20 protein-coding genes are annotated in these 19,436 nt (G+C 33.5%); 8 read left to right on the forward strand and 12 right to left on the reverse strand.

Going from position 1 to position 19,436, the window contains the following annotated elements; genetic code table 11:
- Positions 1-22 precede the first annotated feature (22 nt).
- Positions 23-751, forward strand: coding sequence for an RNA methyltransferase (locus tag Q9Q97_RS06635; protein WP_306155785.1), 729 nt, complete (start codon positions 23-25; stop codon positions 749-751).
- Positions 752-760: 9 nt separating this feature from the next.
- Here the strand turns inward: Q9Q97_RS06635 and Q9Q97_RS06640 are convergent, their stop codons facing one another.
- The 4 genes from Q9Q97_RS06640 to Q9Q97_RS06655 all read right to left on the reverse strand — a co-directional run bounded on the left by Q9Q97_RS06640 (position 761) and on the right by Q9Q97_RS06655 (position 3,625).
- Positions 761-1,477, reverse strand: a complete 717-nt coding sequence (locus tag Q9Q97_RS06640) for a porin family protein (protein WP_306155786.1) — start codon at positions 1,475-1,477, stop codon at positions 761-763.
- A gap of 1 nt (position 1,478) precedes the next feature.
- Positions 1,479-2,210, reverse strand: coding sequence for a bifunctional demethylmenaquinone methyltransferase/2-methoxy-6-polyprenyl-1,4-benzoquinol methylase UbiE (ubiE, locus tag Q9Q97_RS06645; RefSeq protein ID WP_306155787.1), 732 nt, complete (start codon positions 2,208-2,210; stop codon positions 1,479-1,481).
- A gap of 577 nt (positions 2,211-2,787) precedes the next feature.
- The gene (locus Q9Q97_RS06650) at positions 2,788-3,270 is read right to left on the reverse strand and encodes a dihydrofolate reductase (RefSeq protein WP_306155788.1); all 483 of its coding nucleotides are present in this window, start codon (positions 3,268-3,270) and stop codon (positions 2,788-2,790) included.
- A gap of 10 nt (positions 3,271-3,280) precedes the next feature.
- Positions 3,281-3,625 (reverse strand): 2TM domain-containing protein, encoded by a 345-nt coding sequence (locus tag Q9Q97_RS06655; protein ID WP_306155789.1) that lies wholly within the window; start codon positions 3,623-3,625, stop codon positions 3,281-3,283.
- A 239-nt stretch (positions 3,626-3,864) separates the two neighbouring features.
- Between Q9Q97_RS06655 and Q9Q97_RS06660 the strand changes: the two genes are divergently transcribed.
- Complete coding sequence (locus Q9Q97_RS06660; RefSeq protein ID WP_306155790.1) at positions 3,865-4,161, forward strand: isoamylase early set domain-containing protein; 297 nt, start codon at positions 3,865-3,867, stop codon at positions 4,159-4,161.
- Between the two features lie 36 nt (positions 4,162-4,197).
- On the opposite strand, the gene Q9Q97_RS06665 is transcribed toward Q9Q97_RS06660, so the two are convergent.
- The 4 genes from Q9Q97_RS06665 to Q9Q97_RS06680 form a co-directional block, all read right to left on the reverse strand.
- On the reverse strand, positions 4,198-5,049 hold the full coding sequence (locus tag Q9Q97_RS06665) for a thymidylate synthase (protein ID WP_306155791.1): 852 nt from the start codon (positions 5,047-5,049) through the stop codon (positions 4,198-4,200).
- A gap of 77 nt (positions 5,050-5,126) precedes the next feature.
- Complete coding sequence (locus tag Q9Q97_RS06670; protein WP_008466556.1) at positions 5,127-5,750, reverse strand: bifunctional nuclease family protein; 624 nt, start codon at positions 5,748-5,750, stop codon at positions 5,127-5,129.
- A gap of 165 nt (positions 5,751-5,915) precedes the next feature.
- Complete coding sequence (locus Q9Q97_RS06675; protein WP_306155792.1) at positions 5,916-6,884, reverse strand: electron transfer flavoprotein subunit alpha/FixB family protein; 969 nt, start codon at positions 6,882-6,884, stop codon at positions 5,916-5,918.
- A gap of 138 nt (positions 6,885-7,022) precedes the next feature.
- Positions 7,023-7,769 (reverse strand): electron transfer flavoprotein subunit beta/FixA family protein, encoded by a 747-nt coding sequence (locus Q9Q97_RS06680; RefSeq protein WP_306155793.1) that lies wholly within the window; start codon positions 7,767-7,769, stop codon positions 7,023-7,025.
- A 501-nt stretch (positions 7,770-8,270) separates the two neighbouring features.
- On the opposite strand from Q9Q97_RS06680, the gene Q9Q97_RS06685 reads away from it, so the two are divergent.
- The 5 genes from Q9Q97_RS06685 to Q9Q97_RS06705 all read left to right on the forward strand — a co-directional run bounded on the left by Q9Q97_RS06685 (position 8,271) and on the right by Q9Q97_RS06705 (position 15,962).
- Positions 8,271-9,248, forward strand: coding sequence for a pyruvate dehydrogenase complex E1 component subunit beta (locus Q9Q97_RS06685; protein ID WP_306155794.1), 978 nt, complete (start codon positions 8,271-8,273; stop codon positions 9,246-9,248).
- Between the two features lie 70 nt (positions 9,249-9,318).
- Positions 9,319-11,820, forward strand: coding sequence for a DUF5686 and carboxypeptidase-like regulatory domain-containing protein (locus Q9Q97_RS06690; RefSeq protein WP_306155795.1), 2,502 nt, complete (start codon positions 9,319-9,321; stop codon positions 11,818-11,820).
- Between the two features lie 237 nt (positions 11,821-12,057).
- Complete coding sequence (locus tag Q9Q97_RS06695) at positions 12,058-12,657, forward strand: DNA-3-methyladenine glycosylase (protein WP_306155796.1); 600 nt, start codon at positions 12,058-12,060, stop codon at positions 12,655-12,657.
- A 111-nt stretch (positions 12,658-12,768) separates the two neighbouring features.
- Complete coding sequence (locus Q9Q97_RS06700) at positions 12,769-13,299, forward strand: inorganic diphosphatase (protein ID WP_306155797.1); 531 nt, start codon at positions 12,769-12,771, stop codon at positions 13,297-13,299.
- A 113-nt stretch (positions 13,300-13,412) separates the two neighbouring features.
- Positions 13,413-15,962: a sodium-translocating pyrophosphatase gene (locus tag Q9Q97_RS06705; RefSeq protein ID WP_306155798.1), complete on the forward strand. Its 2,550-nt coding sequence runs from the start codon at positions 13,413-13,415 to the stop codon at positions 15,960-15,962.
- Positions 15,963-16,052: 90 nt separating this feature from the next.
- Here the strand turns inward: Q9Q97_RS06705 and Q9Q97_RS06710 are convergent, their stop codons facing one another.
- The 4 genes from Q9Q97_RS06710 to Q9Q97_RS06725 all read right to left on the reverse strand — a co-directional run bounded on the left by Q9Q97_RS06710 (position 16,053) and on the right by Q9Q97_RS06725 (position 18,307).
- Positions 16,053-16,421, reverse strand: a complete 369-nt coding sequence (locus Q9Q97_RS06710; RefSeq protein WP_306155799.1) for a type II toxin-antitoxin system HigA family antitoxin — start codon at positions 16,419-16,421, stop codon at positions 16,053-16,055.
- A 2-nt stretch (positions 16,422-16,423) separates the two neighbouring features.
- Positions 16,424-16,720 carry a type II toxin-antitoxin system HigB family toxin gene (locus Q9Q97_RS06715; RefSeq protein ID WP_306155800.1) on the reverse strand — a complete coding sequence of 99 codons (297 nt, stop codon included), beginning with the start codon at positions 16,718-16,720 and terminating at the stop codon, positions 16,424-16,426.
- Positions 16,721-16,877: 157 nt separating this feature from the next.
- Complete coding sequence (locus tag Q9Q97_RS06720; RefSeq protein WP_129746158.1) at positions 16,878-17,492, reverse strand: deoxynucleoside kinase; 615 nt, start codon at positions 17,490-17,492, stop codon at positions 16,878-16,880.
- On the reverse strand, positions 17,492-18,307 hold the full coding sequence (locus Q9Q97_RS06725; protein WP_306155801.1) for a hypothetical protein: 816 nt from the start codon (positions 18,305-18,307) through the stop codon (positions 17,492-17,494). Before Q9Q97_RS06725 ends, Q9Q97_RS06720 begins: the two co-directional genes overlap by 1 nt.
- A 215-nt stretch (positions 18,308-18,522) precedes the next feature.
- On the opposite strand from Q9Q97_RS06725, the gene Q9Q97_RS06730 reads away from it, so the two are divergent.
- A complete protein-coding gene (locus Q9Q97_RS06730; RefSeq protein ID WP_306155802.1) occupies positions 18,523-19,410 on the forward strand; it encodes a GLPGLI family protein in 888 nt (295 codons plus the stop codon).
- Positions 19,411-19,436 lie beyond the last annotated feature (26 nt).

The raw sequence follows: 19,436 nt of genomic DNA on the forward strand, positions 1-19,436 counted from the left end.
TAATTCAAAAGTACATTATTTTATGGTTAGTAAAAACCAAATAAAGCTTATCTCAGGTTTACATCAAAAAAAGCAGCGTTTTGCTAATCAATTATTTTTTGCTGAAGGAGTAAAAGTAATTCAAGAATTGCTGCAATCCAATTTTGAATTAGAACATTTATACACAACATTAAATGATTTTGAAGCAGTTGATGCTTCAAAACGAACGCTTATTAATGATCAAGAACTGAAAAAAATAAGTGCTTTGTCTACTCCAAATTCTTGTCTGGCGGTTTTTAAAATTCCAGCCGAAAAGAAAATAATCGATTCGGGTTTAATTTTAGCTTTAGACGACATTAGAGATCCTGGAAATTTAGGAACCATTTTGCGTCTTTGCGATTGGTTTGGTATTAAGCAGATTGTCTGTTCTAAAGAAACAGTAGATATTTATAATCCGAAAGTGGTACAAGCTACAATGGGTTCTATCACCAGAGTAAATGTAAGTTATGTTGATTTAAAAATCTATCTTGCTCAAACTAAACTGCCTGTTTTTGGAACTTTTATGGATGGAAAAAATATTTATCAATCTCAATTACCGCAGGAAGGAATCATTATTATGGGTAATGAAGCCAACGGTATTTCAGAAGAAATTGAAAAAATAGTAACCGATCGTCTAACAATTCCTAGATTTGGTGAGCTGCAAAAAACCGAAAGTTTAAATGTAGCTACTGCAACAGCAATTATTCTTAGTGAATTTAAACGAAATAGTTGATATTTTGTTTTAGTGGAAAGTGAAATTTATTAAAATCGCTCTAGATTTCATCGAATCGATATTATCTGTCCACGGACTTGGCCCGTTTATTGGCTTATCGCGAATTAATTCATCTGTAATTCCAAACATTCCTCTTACAGAAGGAGAGAAGATGAAATATTCTGTAAAGAAGTCAATTCCAAAACCTACTTCATAGGCAGCTGTCCATTGTTTTACTCTAAATTTTCCTTCAAAGTTGTCATCTGAAGATTTAGAATTACTAGACAAGTTTAAAGTGGTAGACATTCCTCCAACTAAATAAGGACGAACGTTTCCGGTTCTTAAAGCTGAAAATTTTACCAATAAAGGGAAATGAATATAAGTACTGTTTACTTCTCTTAAATAGTCGCTTTCTGAAGTTCCAACGCCCGGAAAATACAAATCTCGTTTAGTATAATACAAACCTGGCTCAAAACGAAGGTTAATATATTCCTGAAGTCTTAAGTCGGCTACGACACCCACATTAAAACCAGTAGTTTTTTTAACCTGAATATCTTCCTGTACAGGATTTTTGTAATCAAATTTAAAGTCAAAACTATTAAATCCTAAATAATAACCAAAGTAAACGCGCTGTTTCTGCCAGTTTTCTAGGTTAATAATTGGGTCTTTGCTAAACATGTTTTTAGCAAATTGAGAATGTCCTTTTGTCGTTAAGACCAGTAAAAATAAGATTACAACTTTTTTCATACTATTTTTTAGATGCAGAATAAATTGTTGCGACACCAAAAGTTTGGGGCATTGCCACAACATCTATAAACCCAGTTTTTCGCAAAATATTGTTTAAGGCTTCACCATAAGGAAAAGCAGCAGCCGATTCAGATAAATAACCATAGGCATCATTATCTTTAGAAAATAATTTTCCGATTAACGGAAGAATGTTTTTGCTGTAAAAATTGTAACCTTGTTTATAAGGAAATTTATCAGGAACAGAAGTTTCTAGTATAACAAACACTCCATTTGGTTTTAGAACTCTTAAGATTTCTGCAAAACCTTTTTCTAGGTTTTCAAAATTTCTTACCCCAAAACCTACTGTAATCGCATCAAAATGATTGTCTTCAAATGGCATGTTTTCAGAATCGCCTAAAACAAGCTCGATAACATTAGAAAGTTTTTTTTCTTCTACTTTCTTTTTTCCCACTTCTAGCATTCCAGCAGAAATATCCAAACCAATAATTTTTTCAGCATTAGTTTGTGCCATCAAAATTGCTAAGTCGCCAGTTCCTGTTGCAATATCCAAAATAACTTTTGGTTTTTTGTCTGATACTATCTTTAATACTTTTTTACGCCATTTAACGTCAATACCAAAAGAAATTACGCGATTCAAATTATCGTAATTCCCAGAAATGGTGTCAAACATTTGGGTTACTTGCTCTTTTTTACCTAGTGAAGAGTCTTTATACGGAGTTACTTTTTTAGACATTTTTTTTATTTAGGCAAATATAAACAATCTAGATTAACTGTAATTGAGTTTTTTAATTTGTCAAATAAATGTTTTGCAGTGTTTGTTTTAAAACACAATATAAAGGTATTTCGGCCATCCCTAAATCTAGGTATTTTGCCAAAATCCCTAAATCTTGGTATTGTCTAATGATTGTATTATGAGCAACTTTGCTAAAGTAAAAATGATTAAAGTTTTAATAATTGATGTCGCTGTGACTTAAACAAATGATTACTTTTTTTGCGCTGGTAAATCATTTGTTCTTGAAGAAATTTTGTAAAGTATTGTTCTTGGGGGGAAATACTATATTTAAGTGCAAAGTACGTTCTTAGGATTAAATTTGTTTTTGGAAATTTTAATTTTCTGCCTTTAATATCTTAGTGGTATTTGTTATTAAAGGCGTTTTTGAGATTTAGGTCTCAAATAACATTAAATGTTATTCAGTTTTTACAGATGTTCTTAACATTTGTGATTTTTAACAAAAATTTTTTCTTGAGCGAGTTAGGCTTCAGTTCAGTTGTTTTAAAAACATCCTCCCTAAAAAGAGGATGTTTTTTATTTATTTTCTAATGTAAGTTTCATAAGTGTAATCGTAAAGATGCTTTTCGTCTTTAAAATTTTCTTCAGATTCCACTAAAACCCATTCGCTTTTATTGATTTTAGGAAAAAAAGCATCAGCATCAAAAGAATGATGCACTTTTGTCAATTCGATAATATCGGTAAATGGAAGGCCAAGATTGTAAATTTCTCCGCCGCCTATAATGTAGCTGTCATCGTTTTCAGGACAAATTGCAATTGCTTTTTCAATACTGTCTACTACAATGCACCCTTCTGGTTTGTAATTTTCTTGTCGCGAAATAACAACGTGAACACGATCTGGTAATGGTTTAGGGAAACTTTCAAAAGTTTTTCTTCCCATAATAATATGATGGCCAGTAGTAAGCGATTTAAATCTTTTAAAATCATTTGGCAAATGCCATACTAATTCGTTGTTTTTTCCAAGCGCATTATTTTCGGCTGCAGCCGCTATCATTATAATCATGGTATGCTAACTAAATTTTATTTTCATTCTCTTCGTTAATAGAAGATTCAAGCTGACTAATTCTTTTTTGCTGTAAAGCAACAAGTCTGTCAATTTGTTCTCTTTCCCATTTTTTATTCATAAAACGGTCGGTTATGTACACTTTTATAAAGTGCAGAATAAAAAGGAAAAGCCAGATTGTAATACCCCAGATGCACCAATTTTGAGTTGTGCCTTCTCCGAAACCAAAAAATCTATTGGCAACAAATAAAAATAAACTTCCTAACAGGAAAAGAACAAAGTGAAAATATAAGACCTTTTTTTGTCTTAAGCGGCGTCTAGCGTATTCGTACTGTTCGTGTGCTTCTTTTTCCATAAGATAAAAATCAGATCATAAAGTTAAAATTTATTTTCGAAAGTCACTATTTTGGATGTGGAATATTTCCTTTTAAATGTTATAAGAATTTGAAAAACAAAATTTTAACAGCTTTAAATTATAGATAAAGCGAAAATGATATGCTGTTTTTGGAATTATCATAAATCGGTTCAGGTAGTAACTGGTGTTTCGCTGAATTTAATTAATTTTAGATGTATAAATCTAAAAACGAAATAGTTATGTCTTTAAAGAAACAATTTGTGAAAACGAAGCCAGTATGTAAAGTTACGTTTTCAATAGATGTTAAAGATGCAGATTCGGCTGCTGTTGTTGGAGATTTCAATAATTGGAATGCCGAAGAAGGCGCTTTGAGTAAATTGAAAAATGGAACGTTTAAAGCAACTTATGACTTGGTTAAAGATGCTATATACGAATTTAAGTATCTGGTTGACGGGAATTATGTAAATGACCCAGAAGCCGATTCTTATAAATGGAATGATTTTGCTGGAAGTGAAAACAGTGTTTTAATTGTATAAAAAAATCCGCTTTAATTTAAAGCGGATTTTTTGTTTTTATACAGCGACACTTCCTTTTATAGCAGGATGCGGATCGTAGTCAACAAGTGTGAAATCACCATAATCAAAATCAAAAATGTTTTTAATCTCTGGATTCAAAATCATTTTTGGTAATGGTTTTGGTTCTCTCGTAAGTTGCAGCTCTAATTGCTCAAAATGATTGTTGTAGATATGTGCGTCGCCAAAAGTGTGAATAAATTCGCCTGGCTCTAAATCGCATACTTGTGCAATCATCATCGTTAGCAATGCATAAGAAGCAATGTTAAAAGGAACTCCCAAAAAGATATCGGCACTTCGCTGATACAATTGGCAAGAAAGTTTTCCTTTTGTTTCTCCTTTTTCAGGATCTGGACTTGCTACATAAAACTGAAAAAAGGCATGGCAAGGAGGCAATGCGGCTTTGTTATTGGCAACATTTTCCTCAAAAGACTTTTTGGTATCTGGCAGAACGGAAGGATTCCAAGCCGAAACCAGCATTCTTCTGCTATTCGGATTCGTTTTCAATTCTGTAATTAATTCAGAAATCTGATCGATTTCTTCGCTGTTCCAGTTACGCCATTGATGTCCGTAAACGGGGCCTAAATCTCCATTAGAATCTGCCCATTCATCCCATATTTTTACTCCGTTTTCTTGAAGATATTTAATATTGGTATCTCCTTTTAAAAACCAAAGCAATTCGTAAATGATGGATTTTAAATGAAGTTTTTTAGTTGTAACCATTGGGAAACCTTCACTTAAATCAAAACGCATTTGGTAGCCAAAAACACTTTTTGTTCCAGTTCCTGTTCGGTCTCCTTTTTGATTGCCGTTTTCTAAAACGTGTTTTACTAAATCTAAGTATTGTTTCATTTGTTTGTTTATTCGGTTATTCGTTTAATTGTTTAATCGATTTAACGAATAAACGGTCAACGATTAAACATTTGAATTTATCTTCTAGAGATTTCGTCTCTAATTTTGGCTGCTTTTTCGTAGTCTTCCTGAGAAACAGCTTGATCCAAAAGTTCGTTTAATTCTTGCAAAGAATGTTTTGCGTATACATCTCCAGACTGATTGCTTTCTTCTTCGTGTCCGAAAGTTTCAGGATTCGAAAGAACATCATCAATTTCCTGAGCTCCAGAATCTGTTTCGGCAGTATTTGATTTTAGATAAATACCTGCTTTATCTAAGATGTTTTTATAAGTGAAAATAGGAGCGTTAAAACGTAATGCCAAAGCAATAGCATCTGAAGTTCTTGCATCGATAATTTCTTCGATTTTATCTCTTTCGCAGATTAAGCTTGAATAAAAAACGCCGTCGACTAATTTGTGAATGATAACTTGTTTCACCACGATATCAAATCTTTCAGCAAAATTTTTGAATAAATCGTGAGTTAAAGGACGTGGCGGTTTTATTTCTTTTTCTAAAGCAATAGCGATTGACTGGGCTTCAAAAGCGCCAATAACTATAGGTAGTTTTCTTTCGCCATCCACTTCATTCAAAATTAAGGCATAAGCGCCATTTTGAGTTTGACTGTATGAAATTCCTTTTATGGATAATTTTACTAGACTCATATATGTTTGTAAAAAAGGCACTTAGCGCCTTATTTTAATACTGTTTTTGATTAGAAAATAAAGCTGCAATTTTAATCAAAAAATATGGAACAAAAAAGCTGCCTATAAACAAAGATACAACATCTTGTTTTTAGGCAGCAATATTTTTAATGAGAATTCTTTGAATTAAGAATGCTGAGCTTTGAAAGCTTTTAATTTCTCTGTTAATTGAGGTACAATTTCGAAAGCATCTCCGACAACACCATAATCAGCAACTTTAAAGAAAGGAGCTTCTGGGTCGTTATTGATTACTACTTTCACTTTAGAAGAGTTAATACCTGCAATATGCTGGATTGCTCCAGAAATACCTACAGCAATGTATAAGTTAGTTGCAACCGGTTTTCCAGTTTGTCCAACGTGTTCGCTGTGAGGTCTCCATCCTAAATCTGAAACTGGTTTAGAACAAGCAGTCGCAGCACCAAGAACTGCAGCTAAATCTTCAATTAATCCCCAGTTTTCAGGTCCTTTTAATCCGCGTCCGCCAGAAACTACGATATCAGCATCAGCGATAGAAACTTTTCCAGAAACTTTTTCTACAGATTCTACTTTTACTCCAAAATCGTTGTCGCCAATTGTTGGGTTAAAGTCTTCTGCAGCAGCAGCTCCAGCGCTTTCAAAAAGACCATAAGAGTTTTTAGCTAAACCAAGAACTTTTACATCTGTACTGATTTCTGTAATGTTGAAAGCTTTGTTTGAGAAAGCATTTCTTTTTACTTGAAATGGAGAAGTGCTAACTGGCAATCCAACCACGTTTGAAGCGAAACCAGCTTGTAAAGCTACCGCAACAAGTGGCGAAAGATAAATACTGTCTGTAGTAGAAGAAAGTAAAACTACTTTTGTTCCTTCTTTTTCAGCAGCTTGTTTAATAACATCAGCGTAAGCTTTTGCATTAAAACCAGCTAATTTGTCGTTGCTTACTTTTAAAACTTTATCAACTCCGTATTTGCCTAATTCGCTTACGTCGCTAATGTTTACAGTCAAAGCTGTAACAGTAGTTCCTAATGATTCTGCTACTTTTTTAGCATAAGAAGCTAATTCGAAAGCTACTTTTTTAAATTTTCCTTCTGCAGATTCTGCATATATTAATATTGACATAATAATTTTAGATTTTAGATTTTAGATTTCAGATTTTTTAAAATTGAAACCTAAAATGATTATTGATTTTAGATTTTGAAGTGAATCAAATGTGGATTTAGATTTAGCATTGCGATGAGCAATCTAAAATCTACAATCTTAAATCACTTTAGCCTCGTTGTGTAATAAATTGATTAACTCATCTAAATTATCTGCAGAAACTAATTTTACTGCCGATTTTGGAGCTGGTTTTTCAAATTTCACCGCTTTTGTATTTACAGCAGCATCAACTGGCTCAAGAATAGTAAGCGCTTTAGTTCTTGCTGTCATAATTCCTCTCATGTTCGGGATACGTAAGTCTTTTTCTTCAACAAGACCTTTTTGGCCTCCAATGATTAAAGGAAGGGTAGTGCTTACAGTTTCTTTTCCACCATCAATTTCACGAACTGCTTTTACATTGTTTCCGTCAATTGTTATAGCTGTACAAGAGTTTAAGAAGTTAGAACCTAAAATTCCAGCAATCATTCCAGGAACCATTCCTCCGTTATAATCTAAAGATTCTTTACCAGCAATTACTAAATCGTAACCGCCGTTTTTAATTACTTCTGCTAATTGTTTTGCAACAAAAAATCCGTCAGTAGGATTTGCATTAACACGAATTGCTTCGTTTGCACCAATTGCCAAAGCTTTACGCAATGTTGGTTCAGTATCAGGACCTCCAACGTTTACAACCGTTACATTTGCCCCTTGTTGTTCTTGGAACCAGATAGCACGTGTAAGACCAAATTCGTCGTTAGGATTAATTACATATTGTACGCCATTAGTGTCAAATTCTGAGTCACCATTGGTGAAGTTAATTTTTGAAGTAGTATCAGGCACATGGCTGATGCAAACTAGTATTTTCATAAGTATATATTTTGAATTTATAATATGCTTTTACAAATTTAGAATATTATTTGGAATAATTATACTATGCGTGCATAATATTTTTTAAAACTATTACGATTTCGCTGATTATGCAGTTTGAAATGAATTTCATTGGAATTTAAAAATGAAAAAACAGCTATTTTGTCTGATTGTTAGGAATTTTGCAATGATTGACGATTTAGCGGTAAATTAATTTTGTATGATAAATACTAATTTTCGAATTTTTCCGTTCTGATGAATGAATTCTGAGGAAACAAGAATTAAACAAATGAATACAAGTTTGTCTGAAAAATAGTTTTAAGAAAAGTTAAGTGTAAAACATACGTATTATATCGATTTCGTAAATATCACAATAAACTTTAAAAAGTTAAAACCAGAGAACAGATAGAAGTTCATGCGATTTTAAATTCAATTTATGCTTTTAAGTTATTTAAAATATTTATTTTTGCTCTTCAGAAAATTCAACATACAATATAAAATATGAGAACAATACAATTTAGAGAGGCCATTTGCGAAGCGATGAGCGAAGAAATGCGTCGCGATGAATCCATATATTTAATGGGCGAAGAGGTTGCAGAATACAATGGAGCTTACAAGGCTTCAAAAGGAATGCTTGCTGAGTTTGGTGAAAAAAGAGTAATTGATACTCCGATTGCTGAGCTTGGTTTTTCAGGAATTGCAGTAGGTTCTGCAATGAATGGAAACCGCCCGATTGTAGAATATATGACATTCAACTTCTGTTTAGTTGGTATTGATCAAATTATAAACAACGCTGCTAAAATGCGTCAGATGACAGGAGGACAGTTTAATGTGCCTATCGTTTTCCGCGGACCAACAGCTTCTGCTGGACAATTAGGAGCTACTCACTCACAAGCTTTAGAAAACTGGTTTGCTAATACTCCAGGTCTTAAAGTTGTTGTTCCTTCAACTCCTTACGATGCAAAAGGACTTTTGAAATCGGCTATTCGCGATAATGACCCAGTTATTTTCATGGAGTCTGAGCAAATGTATGGTGATAAAGGTGAAGTGCCAGACGGAGAATACACAATTCCTCTAGGTGTTGCTGATATTAAACGTGAAGGAACAGATGTAACTATCGTTTCTTTCGGAAAAATCATCAAAGAAGCTTTTATCGCTGCTGATGAATTAGCTAAAGAAGGAATTTCTTGTGAGATTATCGATTTAAGAACAGTTCGTCCAATGGATAAAGATGCGATTTTAACTTCTGTTAAGAAAACAAATCGTTTAGTAATTCTTGAAGAAGCTTGGCCAGTTGCCAGTCTTTCTTCTGAAATCACTTACCTTGTTCAAGAACAGGCTTTCGATTTCTTAGATGCGCCAATTCAACGTATTACAACTGCAGATACTCCTGCACCTTATTCGCCAGTTTTGCTTAAAGAATGGTTGCCAAATGCAGGTGATGTAGTAAAAGCAGTTAAAAAAGTATTATACAAATAATACAAATACATAATACTCATAAAACTTCATCAGACAAACATGGATTGGTGAAGTTTTTTTTTACTTTATAATGAACAAATTAACTCTACTTCTCTTATATATTGTATTTGCATTTGCGAATGTTGTTACTGCACAAACTAAAGTGAGTGGAGTTGTTTTGGACAAAACAAATCAGCCGATACCTTTTGCTAATGTGGTATTTAAAGGTACAAACATTGGAATTGTATCTAATGAAGATGGCCGTTTTTATCTAGAGTCTCCCAATACTTATAAAACTTTGATTGTAAGTTCTGCAGGATTTTCAGATAAAGAAGTCACTTTGGAAAAAGCAGTTAACTACGATTTTAAAATAGTTTTAGGCGAAGCCGAAGCTTTAAATGAAGTCGTAATTTATACAGGTAAAACTTCGAAGAAGAACAATCCCGCATTGGATATCTTGAGGAAAATCTGGGCAAGAAAACGTAAAAACGGACTGTACCAGTTCAATCAATATCAAATGCAGAAGTACGAAAAAGTCGAGTTTGATATGAACACGATTGATAGTGCTTTTATGAAAAACAAACTTTTTAAAGGAATGGAGTTTGTCTTTAATCATGTTGATACTTCTGATGTTACGGGAAAAACCTATCTTCCAATTTTCATTAACGAATCCGTTTATGATGTTTATGGAGACAATAGATTGAAGAAAGTAAAAGAAAATTTAACAGGGAATAAAATGTCTGGTTTTAACGGAAATCAGCAGATTTTATCTTTCGTTAAAGATCTTTATTCTGACTACAACATTTACGATAACCACCTTAAATTTTTTGATAAAAGTTTTACAAGTCCGCTGTCTAAAACGGGAATTGATGTCTACAATTATGTATTAAAAGACAGTGCTTTTATTGACAAAAAATGGTGTTATAATATTGTTTTCTATCCAAGACGTAAAAATGAATTAACTTTTAAAGGAGATTTTTGGGTTAATGATACCACTTTTGCGATCAAGAAAATTAATATGGGCGTTACCAAAAGTGCCAATATTAACTGGGTAAAAGATATTTATATCGAACAAGAATTTGAAGTTGAAAACGATTCTGTTTTCCTTTTGACACGTGATTACATGATGTCTGATTTTGCTTTAAATAAAAAAGAAAAATCAAAAGGAGTTTACGGAAAACGAACGACTTTGTATCGTGGACATAAATTCAATATTCAGAAACCAGAGAAGTTTTATAAGGAAGAAGTCAATTTTATTGATAACGCCGTTTATGAACGACCGCCGGAATTTTGGGAAGAAAATCGTTTTGAAAAATTAAATAAAGACGAAGCGGGTATTTATAAAATGCTCGATACTTTGCAGACTGTCAAGCGATTTAAGCAGCTGTACAATCTCGTCTCTATTTTGGGAAGCGGTTATATTGAGTTTAAAAATTTCGATTATGGCCCAATCTTCTCTACTTTTGGGTACAATGAAGTAGAAGGCTTGCGTTTAAGAGTTGGAGGAAGAACCTATTTTGGACCAAATGATCCGTGGCGTATTCAGGCTTATACGGCTTACGGTTTTGATGACAATAAGTTCAAATATGGAGTTTCTGGAAAATGGATGGTTGATAAGAAAAACCGACTTATTATTTCTGGAGGAAATAGGCGCGATATTGAGCAGATCGGTGCGAGTTTAACCACAACAAATGACGTTTTAGGACGAAGTTTTGCTTCATCAGCTTTATTTACCACAGGAAGTAACGGAAAGCTGACGAATATTAATTTGAGCAATGTTTCTATCGAAATGGAAGCAAAGAAGAATTTTATTGTTCAGGCAGGATTCTCCTATCGAACTTTAGAATCGGCATCAAAAACGTTTAGTTTAGATTATTATACTACTTTACCAACCGCTGCAAATCCTGCAGGAACGGTACAAAGTATGGTGAGACAGGCAGAAGCCAATATTCAGTTTGAGTTTATGCCAAACCGCAAAACAATTGGTTATGGTGTTGAGAGAGATTTAGTTGACAGCCCATTTAGTCATTTCTTTGTGAATTTTAGTTACGGATTAAAAGGAGTTTTTGACAGCGATTTTGCGTACGAAAAAATTCAGGTTTTCTACAGACAGCCAATTATCATTGGACCTTTAGGAAGAAGTAATATTACAGTTGAAACAGGAAAAACTTTTGGAACAATTCCGTTAGGTTTAATGAGTGTAATTCCGGGTAACCAGACTTATTTTACGATTGAGAATACATTCAGTAACTTGAATTTCTACGAATTCGTTACAGATCAATATACAACTCTACAATGGAATCATGATTTTGGAGGAAGGCTATTCGCGAGAATTCCATTTATGAGAAAACTAAACTGGAGAGAATTTATTGGGGTAAGAGCAGTACACGGAACTATTTCTGATGCTAATCGCGCTATCAATGCTTCTGGATTGCCATACAATGCGCCAGAAAAAGTATATTGGGAATACAATGCAGGAATTGGGAATATCTTCAAAGTATTCCGTCTAGATTTCTCATGGAGAGGAAATTATTTAGATATGCCAGACGCACATAAATTTGCAATAAAAGGATCTTTTGGGTTTTACTTTTAAGTTGCAAAGAGACAAAGTTACAAAGTCGCAAAGGTTTTTCTTTGCGACTTTTTTTGTGATTTGTTTCACGCAGATTTATAAGGATTTAAGCTGATTCGTGCAGATCTTATTTTTAGAATATAAAAAAATAAATCTGCTTCATCTGCTAGATCTGCGTGAAACAAAAAAACTTTGCGACTTAGCGTCTTTGCGAGATTCTTTTTTTATCTAATTTTGGAATAAACTTAAAACACAATCATGCAGGAAGCCATTGATTTTCTATCCTCTAAAAATCCAATATTTCTAGAAATCATAGAAAAATATGGATTGCCTCCAGTTCCAAGACGCCCGCCTGGTTTTGAAACTTTGGTTTTGCTGATACTAGAACAGCAAGTCTCTATAGATTCGGCGAAAGCCACATTTTTAAAAATTAAGGCTTATAAAGATTGTACGCAAGAAAACATGGCAGCTTTATCTGATGAAGAATTCAGAAGTTTAGGAGTAAGCCGTCAGAAAACGAAATATATTAAAATTTTAGCGGAAGCGGTTTTAAACAAAGAATTAGATATTGAAAGTTTAGCTTCAAAATCGGCAAAGCAAGTTCGCGAAGAACTAATTAAATTAAAAGGCATAGGAAACTGGACGATTGATATTTATTTGATGTTCTGTCTGGAAGAGCCCGATTTGATTCCGCTAGGAGACATTGCCGTAATCAATACCATCAAAGAATTATTGAATATTCACGACAAACAGGAAATGGAAATTCATGCTGAACAATGGAGTCCTTACCGTTCTTACGCAACCTATTTGCTGTGGCATTATTACTTAAAGAAAAGAAATAGAAAAATCACCTATTAAATGCTTGTTTTTTAAACGATAATGAAGATAATTTAACCTTGTTTTTTATTGTAAAACTAGATTCTTTAGTTATTTTTGCAACCGAAATTATAGAAACATTAAAAAACAAAAATGACCGCAGACAAATTAACGACTTTCGATGTATTGATCGAAATACCAAGAGGAAGCAGAAATAAATACGAGTACGATTTTGAAATTAAAAGAATGCGTTTCGACAGAATGTTATTCTCTTCAATGATGTACCCAGCAGATTACGGATTTATTCCAGAAACTTTAGCTTTAGACGGTGATCCTCTTGACGTATTAGTTTTAGTAAACGAGCCAACTTTCCCTGGATGTGTTATGGAAGTTAAGCCAATCGGTGTATTCCACATGGCAGATGATAAAGGGCCAGACGAAAAAATTATTTGTGTACCAGTTTCAGATCCAATCTGGAATTCATTAAACGATCTTTCTGACATGAACCCACACTTAGTAAAAGAAATCGAGCATTTCTTCCAAGTGTACAAAGATCTTGAAAACAAAAAAGTAGATGTTGAAGGATGGGGAGACGTAAAAGAAGCTTACGATATTATCGCTGAGTGTACAAAACGTTTTGATGACATTGAAAATAAACCGGAAGGATTATTTAGTATTAAATAATTTTAACCGCATTCTAATATAAAAAAAGCAATACTGCCGTCAGGAGTATTGCTTTTTTGTTTAAATTCGTTTTAGTTAGATTGTTGACTATTAACCAAAACCATTAATATATTATGAATGCATTTATGATTTACCTGCCAATTGTAATGGCAGTTTTGGGATTACTTTTCATGGGAATAAAAAGGAGTTGGGTTTTAAAACAAGATGCCGGAGACGGTAAGATGAAAGAGATTTCAGATTACATTTACGAAGGAGCCTTAGCCTTTCTAAAAGCCGAATATAAGTTATTAACCATCTTCGTAATTATAGCCAGTTTAGCTTTGGCAGGAATTACATTTATTCCAGGAGTAAAAACACATTTATTAATCGTAATTGCCTTTATTTTTGGGGCGTTATTTTCGGCCTATGCTGGAAATATCGGAATGAAAATAGCAACCAAAACAAACGTTAGAACTACTCAAGCCGCACGTACAAGCCTTCCTCAGGCATTAAAAGTTTCTTTTGGCGGTGGGACCGTAATGGGACTTGGAGTTGCAGGTTTAGCCGTTTTAGGATTAACTTCTTTCTTTATCATATTCTTTCATCTTTTTTCTGGCGGAGTTTGGAAAGATACCGATACAATGACGGTAGTTTTAGAAACTCTAGCCGGATTTTCTCTAGGAGCAGAATCTATTGCTTTGTTTGCACGTGTAGGAGGCGGAATTTACACCAAAGCTGCAGACGTTGGTGCCGATTTAGTAGGTAAAGTAGAAGCAGGAATTCCAGAAGATGATCCTCGTAATCCAGCAACTATTGCAGATAACGTAGGAGATAACGTGGGGGACGTGGCAGGTATGGGAGCCGATTTATTCGGGTCTTATGTGGCAACTGTTTTAGCCGCTATGGTTCTTGGAAACTATGTGATAAAAGATATGGGCGGAAGTATCAATGATGCTTTCGGCGGAATTGGGCCAATTTTACTTCCAATGGCAATTGCAGGTTTCGGAATTCTATTTTCAATTATCGGAACAACATTAGTAAAAATTACAGATGATAATGCAAAAGAAGCACAAGTACAAAAAGCATTAAATATAGGAAACTGGGTTTCTATTGTTTTAACAGCTGTGGCTTGTTTTTTCTTAGTTCAGTATATGCTGCCAGAAACCATGCAGATGACTTTCTTTGGAGAAGGATCTAAAGCCATTTCATCAATGCGTGTTTTCTATGCTACTTTAGTCGGATTAGTAGTGGGTGGAGCCATTTCATCAGTAACAGAATATTATACAGGATTGGGAACAAAACCAGTTTTGGCAATCGTTCAAAAATCATCTACAGGTGCGGGAACAAACGTAATTGCAGGTTTGGCGACAGGAATGATTTCTACGTTTCCAACCGTTTTACTATTTGCAGTGGCGATTTGGATTTCTTATGCTTTAGCAGGATTTTACGGAGTAGCATTAGCCGCTTCTGCAATGATGGCTACAACCGCTATGCAATTGGCAATCGATGCTTTTGGACCAATCTCTGACAACGCTGGAGGAATCGCAGAAATGAGCGAATTGCCAAAAGAAGTTCGTACAAGAACCGATATTTTAGACTCAGTAGGAAATACAACTGCTGCAACTGGAAAAGGATTTGCAATTGCTTCTGCAGCTTTAACTTCATTAGCATTATTTGCAGCCTATGTAACCTTTACAGGAATTGACGGAATCAATATTTTTAAAGCGCCAGTTTTAGCCATGTTATTTGTCGGCGGAATGATTCCAGTGGTTTTCTCTGCTTTGGCAATGAATTCTGTTGGAAAAGCCGCAATGGATATGGTATACGAAGTTCGCCGTCAGTTTAAAGAAATTTCTGGAATTATGGAGGGAACTGCAAAACCAGAATACGGAAAATGTGTGGAGATTTCTACAAAAGCCGCTTTACGCGAAATGATGCTTCCAGGAGTGCTGACAATTGGTTTCCCGATTTTAATTGTTCTTTTAGGAAAGTTAGTTTACACGCACAACAATCAGTTAATTGCTGAAATGTTAGGAGGCTATATGGCTGGAGTTACCGTTTCTGGAGTGCTTTGGGCAGTTTTCCAGAACAATGCTGGAGGTGCTTGGGATAATGCTAAAAAATCTTTTGAAGCTGGAGTTATGATCAACGGAGAAATGACATACAAAGGTTCTGATGCACATAAAGCAGCTGTAACTGGAGATACAGTTGGAGATCCGTTTAAAGATACTTCTGGGCCTTCAATGAATATTTTAATTAAATTGACTTGTTTGATTGGCTTGGTAATTGCGCCAATTTTGGGAGAAGGTCATGCACCTTCTGATATTGCTGCAAAAGCTTCTTGTTGTGCTAAAACAGAAATGCACAAAGATGGTTTCTCTAAATGCGGAGATATGTCTGGAATGACAAAAGAAGAATGTATTAAAATGTGTAAAGAAAAAGGCTGTTCTGAAGAAGAAACAGCAAAATGTCTGGCTCATTTTGATGCAACTGGAAAATATCAAAAAACAGATTGTTTTGACACTTCAAAATACCAAAATAAGTCATCAGTAAAAGTTGAGGTTAAAAACATCAACGGAAAAACGACTGGAACGGTTACCAAAACTGAAAACGGTAAAACAACAACCGAAGTTTTTGAAGGAACTGAAGAAGAAGTTTTAGCAAAAGTCGAAGCTGCGAAATAATTACATCGAACAGAAACCTGACAGGTTTTTAAAACCTGTCAGGTTTAGAATTCAATAGAAAAAGCCTCTAAAATTTTTAGAGGCTTTTGTTTATTGCACTAATGCATATTCTTTAATTAAAATCGAAGCAGGAATTTGAAGCTCTTTAGTCAAAACTCTAATCTGTTTTATAGTCAACGCTCTTTTTCTTTTGAATATTTCAGATACTCTTGAACGGCTATTTAATAAATTCCCCAAATCGGCATCAGTAAGACCTCTTTGCTCCATTACAAATTTAATTGCTTCAATAGGGTCAGGTTCAGGTATTGGATAATGAATCTTTTCATATTTTTCGATAAGAGTGACCAAAATATCCAATTCATCTCCTTCATCCGTATTGGGTTTAGCATCAAATAAAGCATTTACTCTTTCTAAAGCCCAGTCGTAATCTTTTTCAGTTTTTATAGGTTTTATTTCCATTTCTATAAATTTTTTATGCCTTTTAAATCGTCATATTCGCTATGTGTTCCAACAAATAAAATATATACAATCTGAGTCTCATAATTTATTTTTACAATTAATCTGAAATGATTTCCACAGATATTAAAAACTACTTTATTGTTCCCAACAAAATCAGCTGAACCAAATATTAATCGAATTTCATTTGAATTTTGAAAGTTGTTTTTATCAAAAATCTGATACCATGATAATAATTGCTGTTTAGCAGAAGGAAAACGTTCCCAAAAATTTTGCAAAGTTCTTTTTGCGATAATTCTCATTACAAATATAATTAATTTTTCCCAATACGGGAAATATTACCTCAAAAACAAAAGTAAGAAAAATATTAAAAAAAATTATATAATAAAAACAAAAAAGCCTCTAAAATTATTTTTTAGAGGCTTTTATATATTAGTGTAAATCTGTGAAATTAGTGTTCTAAAACAACCCGTTCAATTCAGCATCAATTCTATTAATAATGTCTCCTAAATCTTCGGGATTATCAACAAAATTAATGTTATCAACATCAATAATCAATAATTTTCCTTTTGTATAAGTCTGAATCCAAGCTTCATATCTTTCGTTCAAACGGCTTAAATAATCGATCGAAATAGAGTTTTCGTATTCGCGTCCGCGTTTATGAATTTGCCCCACTAAATTTGGGATTGAACTTCTTAAATAAATCAATAAATCAGGAGCTTTTACCAATGATTCCATTAATTCAAACAAAGACGTATAATTTTCAAAATCACGACTTGTCATTAAACCCATTGCATACAAGTTAGGAGCAAAAATATGCGCATCTTCGTAAATCGTTCTATCTTGAATGATTTTTTTTCCGCTTTCGCGAATTTGCTGCACCTGGCGAAAACGACTGTTCAGGAAATAGATCTGAAGATTGAACGACCAGCGCTCCATCTGATGGTAAAAATCATCCAAATACGGATTATCAACTACATCTTCATAATGGGGTTCCCATTTGAAATGTTTGGCTAATAATTTGGTCAGAGTGGTTTTTCCTGCGCCTATATTTCCTGCTATTGCTATGTGCATTACGGTGTTACGATTTTATAATTTAATATATCTCTAGCTGTAAAAATAGATAAAATTTGGTCTTTGTAATCAAAATTGTTAAAGGTTTTTTCTAAAACTTTAATTTCAGAAACCTTCTCAGTACCCGATTTATCAATCTCTGTAAGAAACAACAGATTAGCTTTACTAAAAATATATTTTGAACTGCTAATGATTTGAATTTTATCAAATTCTCCGACTTTTCCAAGCGAAGTAATTTTTCCAAAAATATCACAAGAATACCAGTAGTTTTTTTTATCAATCCAATAGAAAGTATTAAAATCAGTTTGATAGTACTGAATGGGTTCTGTTAACGGAATCGAAACGGTTTTGTATTCATTTTTTAAATAATCAAAAAGACCAATCTGCTGATTTAAAGTGTTGTAAATCCATAATTGATTTTGGGTTGACATTCCGATTGCGCTAACGACTATTGGAGTTGCATTCTGAGAAAAATTAATTTCGGTCATTTTGTTTAATTGATTGTCCAATAAAACAACGCTATTGAAGTCTTCATAAAACAATACAATTTTTAACGGATTCTGAAGATCGACTTTTGTAATTTTTCCTAAAGAAACATTCTTGTATTCGAAAATTTCTTTGCCTTTAATTTTACTAAAAACATTGTTGGTAATCTGATACGAATATCCAAAAGCATCATATCCTAAAAATATATCAGAAGTATTTTTATACTGCGAAATTAAAGTAGAATTTACATTCAAATCCTGAGCTGGAAGTGCATGAAAAGTGCAGAAAAGAAATATAGAAAATAAAAATTTTTGCACAGTTTCAGACATTAGAAAATTAATTTACAAGAGTACCAAATTACGAAAAACTCTCTTTAAAAAATCGAATTTAGAGCTTAAACCTTTTTTTAATCTAATAGTCTAAAAAATAAGCGGTTCTGTCTATACCTTGATGCCGTTAATATATTTAGTTTTTAAGATTTTAAAATAAATAATACATTTGAATGTAAGTTTTATCGGATTTACTCACTTTTAAAGAAAATGAAATGAAGAAAATATTTTTTTATATGACGTTGTTGCTTGTTTCTACGCAAATTCAAGCACAAAAAGACTTTCAGGGAATGGCTGTTTACGAGTCAAAAACACAAGCGCCCAAGTTTGAAGGAATGCGCGGTAATAGAGACATTACACCAGAAATGCAGAAAAATATGGAAGAGCGTATGAAAAAAATGCTCGAAAAAACATTCATTTTAAACTTCGATAAATCAGCTTCCATTTATAAAGAGGAAGAAAAACTAGAAGCGCCAGGCCAGCAGCAAGGAGGTTTTCGTGTTATGTTTGGATCTCTTACTGGAGGTGGAGGTACATTTTATAAAGATGTAAAAACAAAATCGTATACGGTAGATAAAGAATTTATGGGAAAAGAATTTCTTGTTGTGGACTCTCTGCCAAAATTAAACTGGAAACTGGAACAAGAAACCAAGCAAATCGGCGGTTACAATTGCTTCAAAGCTACAGCAGTAAAACAAGCCAGTAAAACCGATTTTAGAAATTTCAGACCTAAAAGAGAAGAAGATAAAAAAGACGAAGCAAAAAAGACTTCTGGAGAGACAAAAACGAATTTTGCTGATAACTTCGAAATACCTAAAGAAATTGTCGTAACAGCTTGGTATACGCCAGAAATTCCGGTAAACCAAGGTCCAGAAAATTATTGGGGACTTCCTGGATTAATTCTAGAAATCAATGATGGAACAACTACGATTTTGTGTTCTAAAATTGTTTTGAATGCGAAGGATAAAGTAGAGATCAAACCGTCTAAAAAAGGAAAAGTAGTTTCGCAGAAAGAATATGACGAAACGGTAATTAAGAAAATGGAAGAATTTAGAGAGACAAACCGTGGGCGTGGAGGTATGGCTCCGCCAATGGGAAGATAAATTTTTATAAAATTTCAAATCCCAAA

This window comes from Flavobacterium sp. DG2-3, assembly GCF_030730925.1.
In the GTDB taxonomy this organism is placed as follows: domain Bacteria; phylum Bacteroidota; class Bacteroidia; order Flavobacteriales; family Flavobacteriaceae; genus Flavobacterium.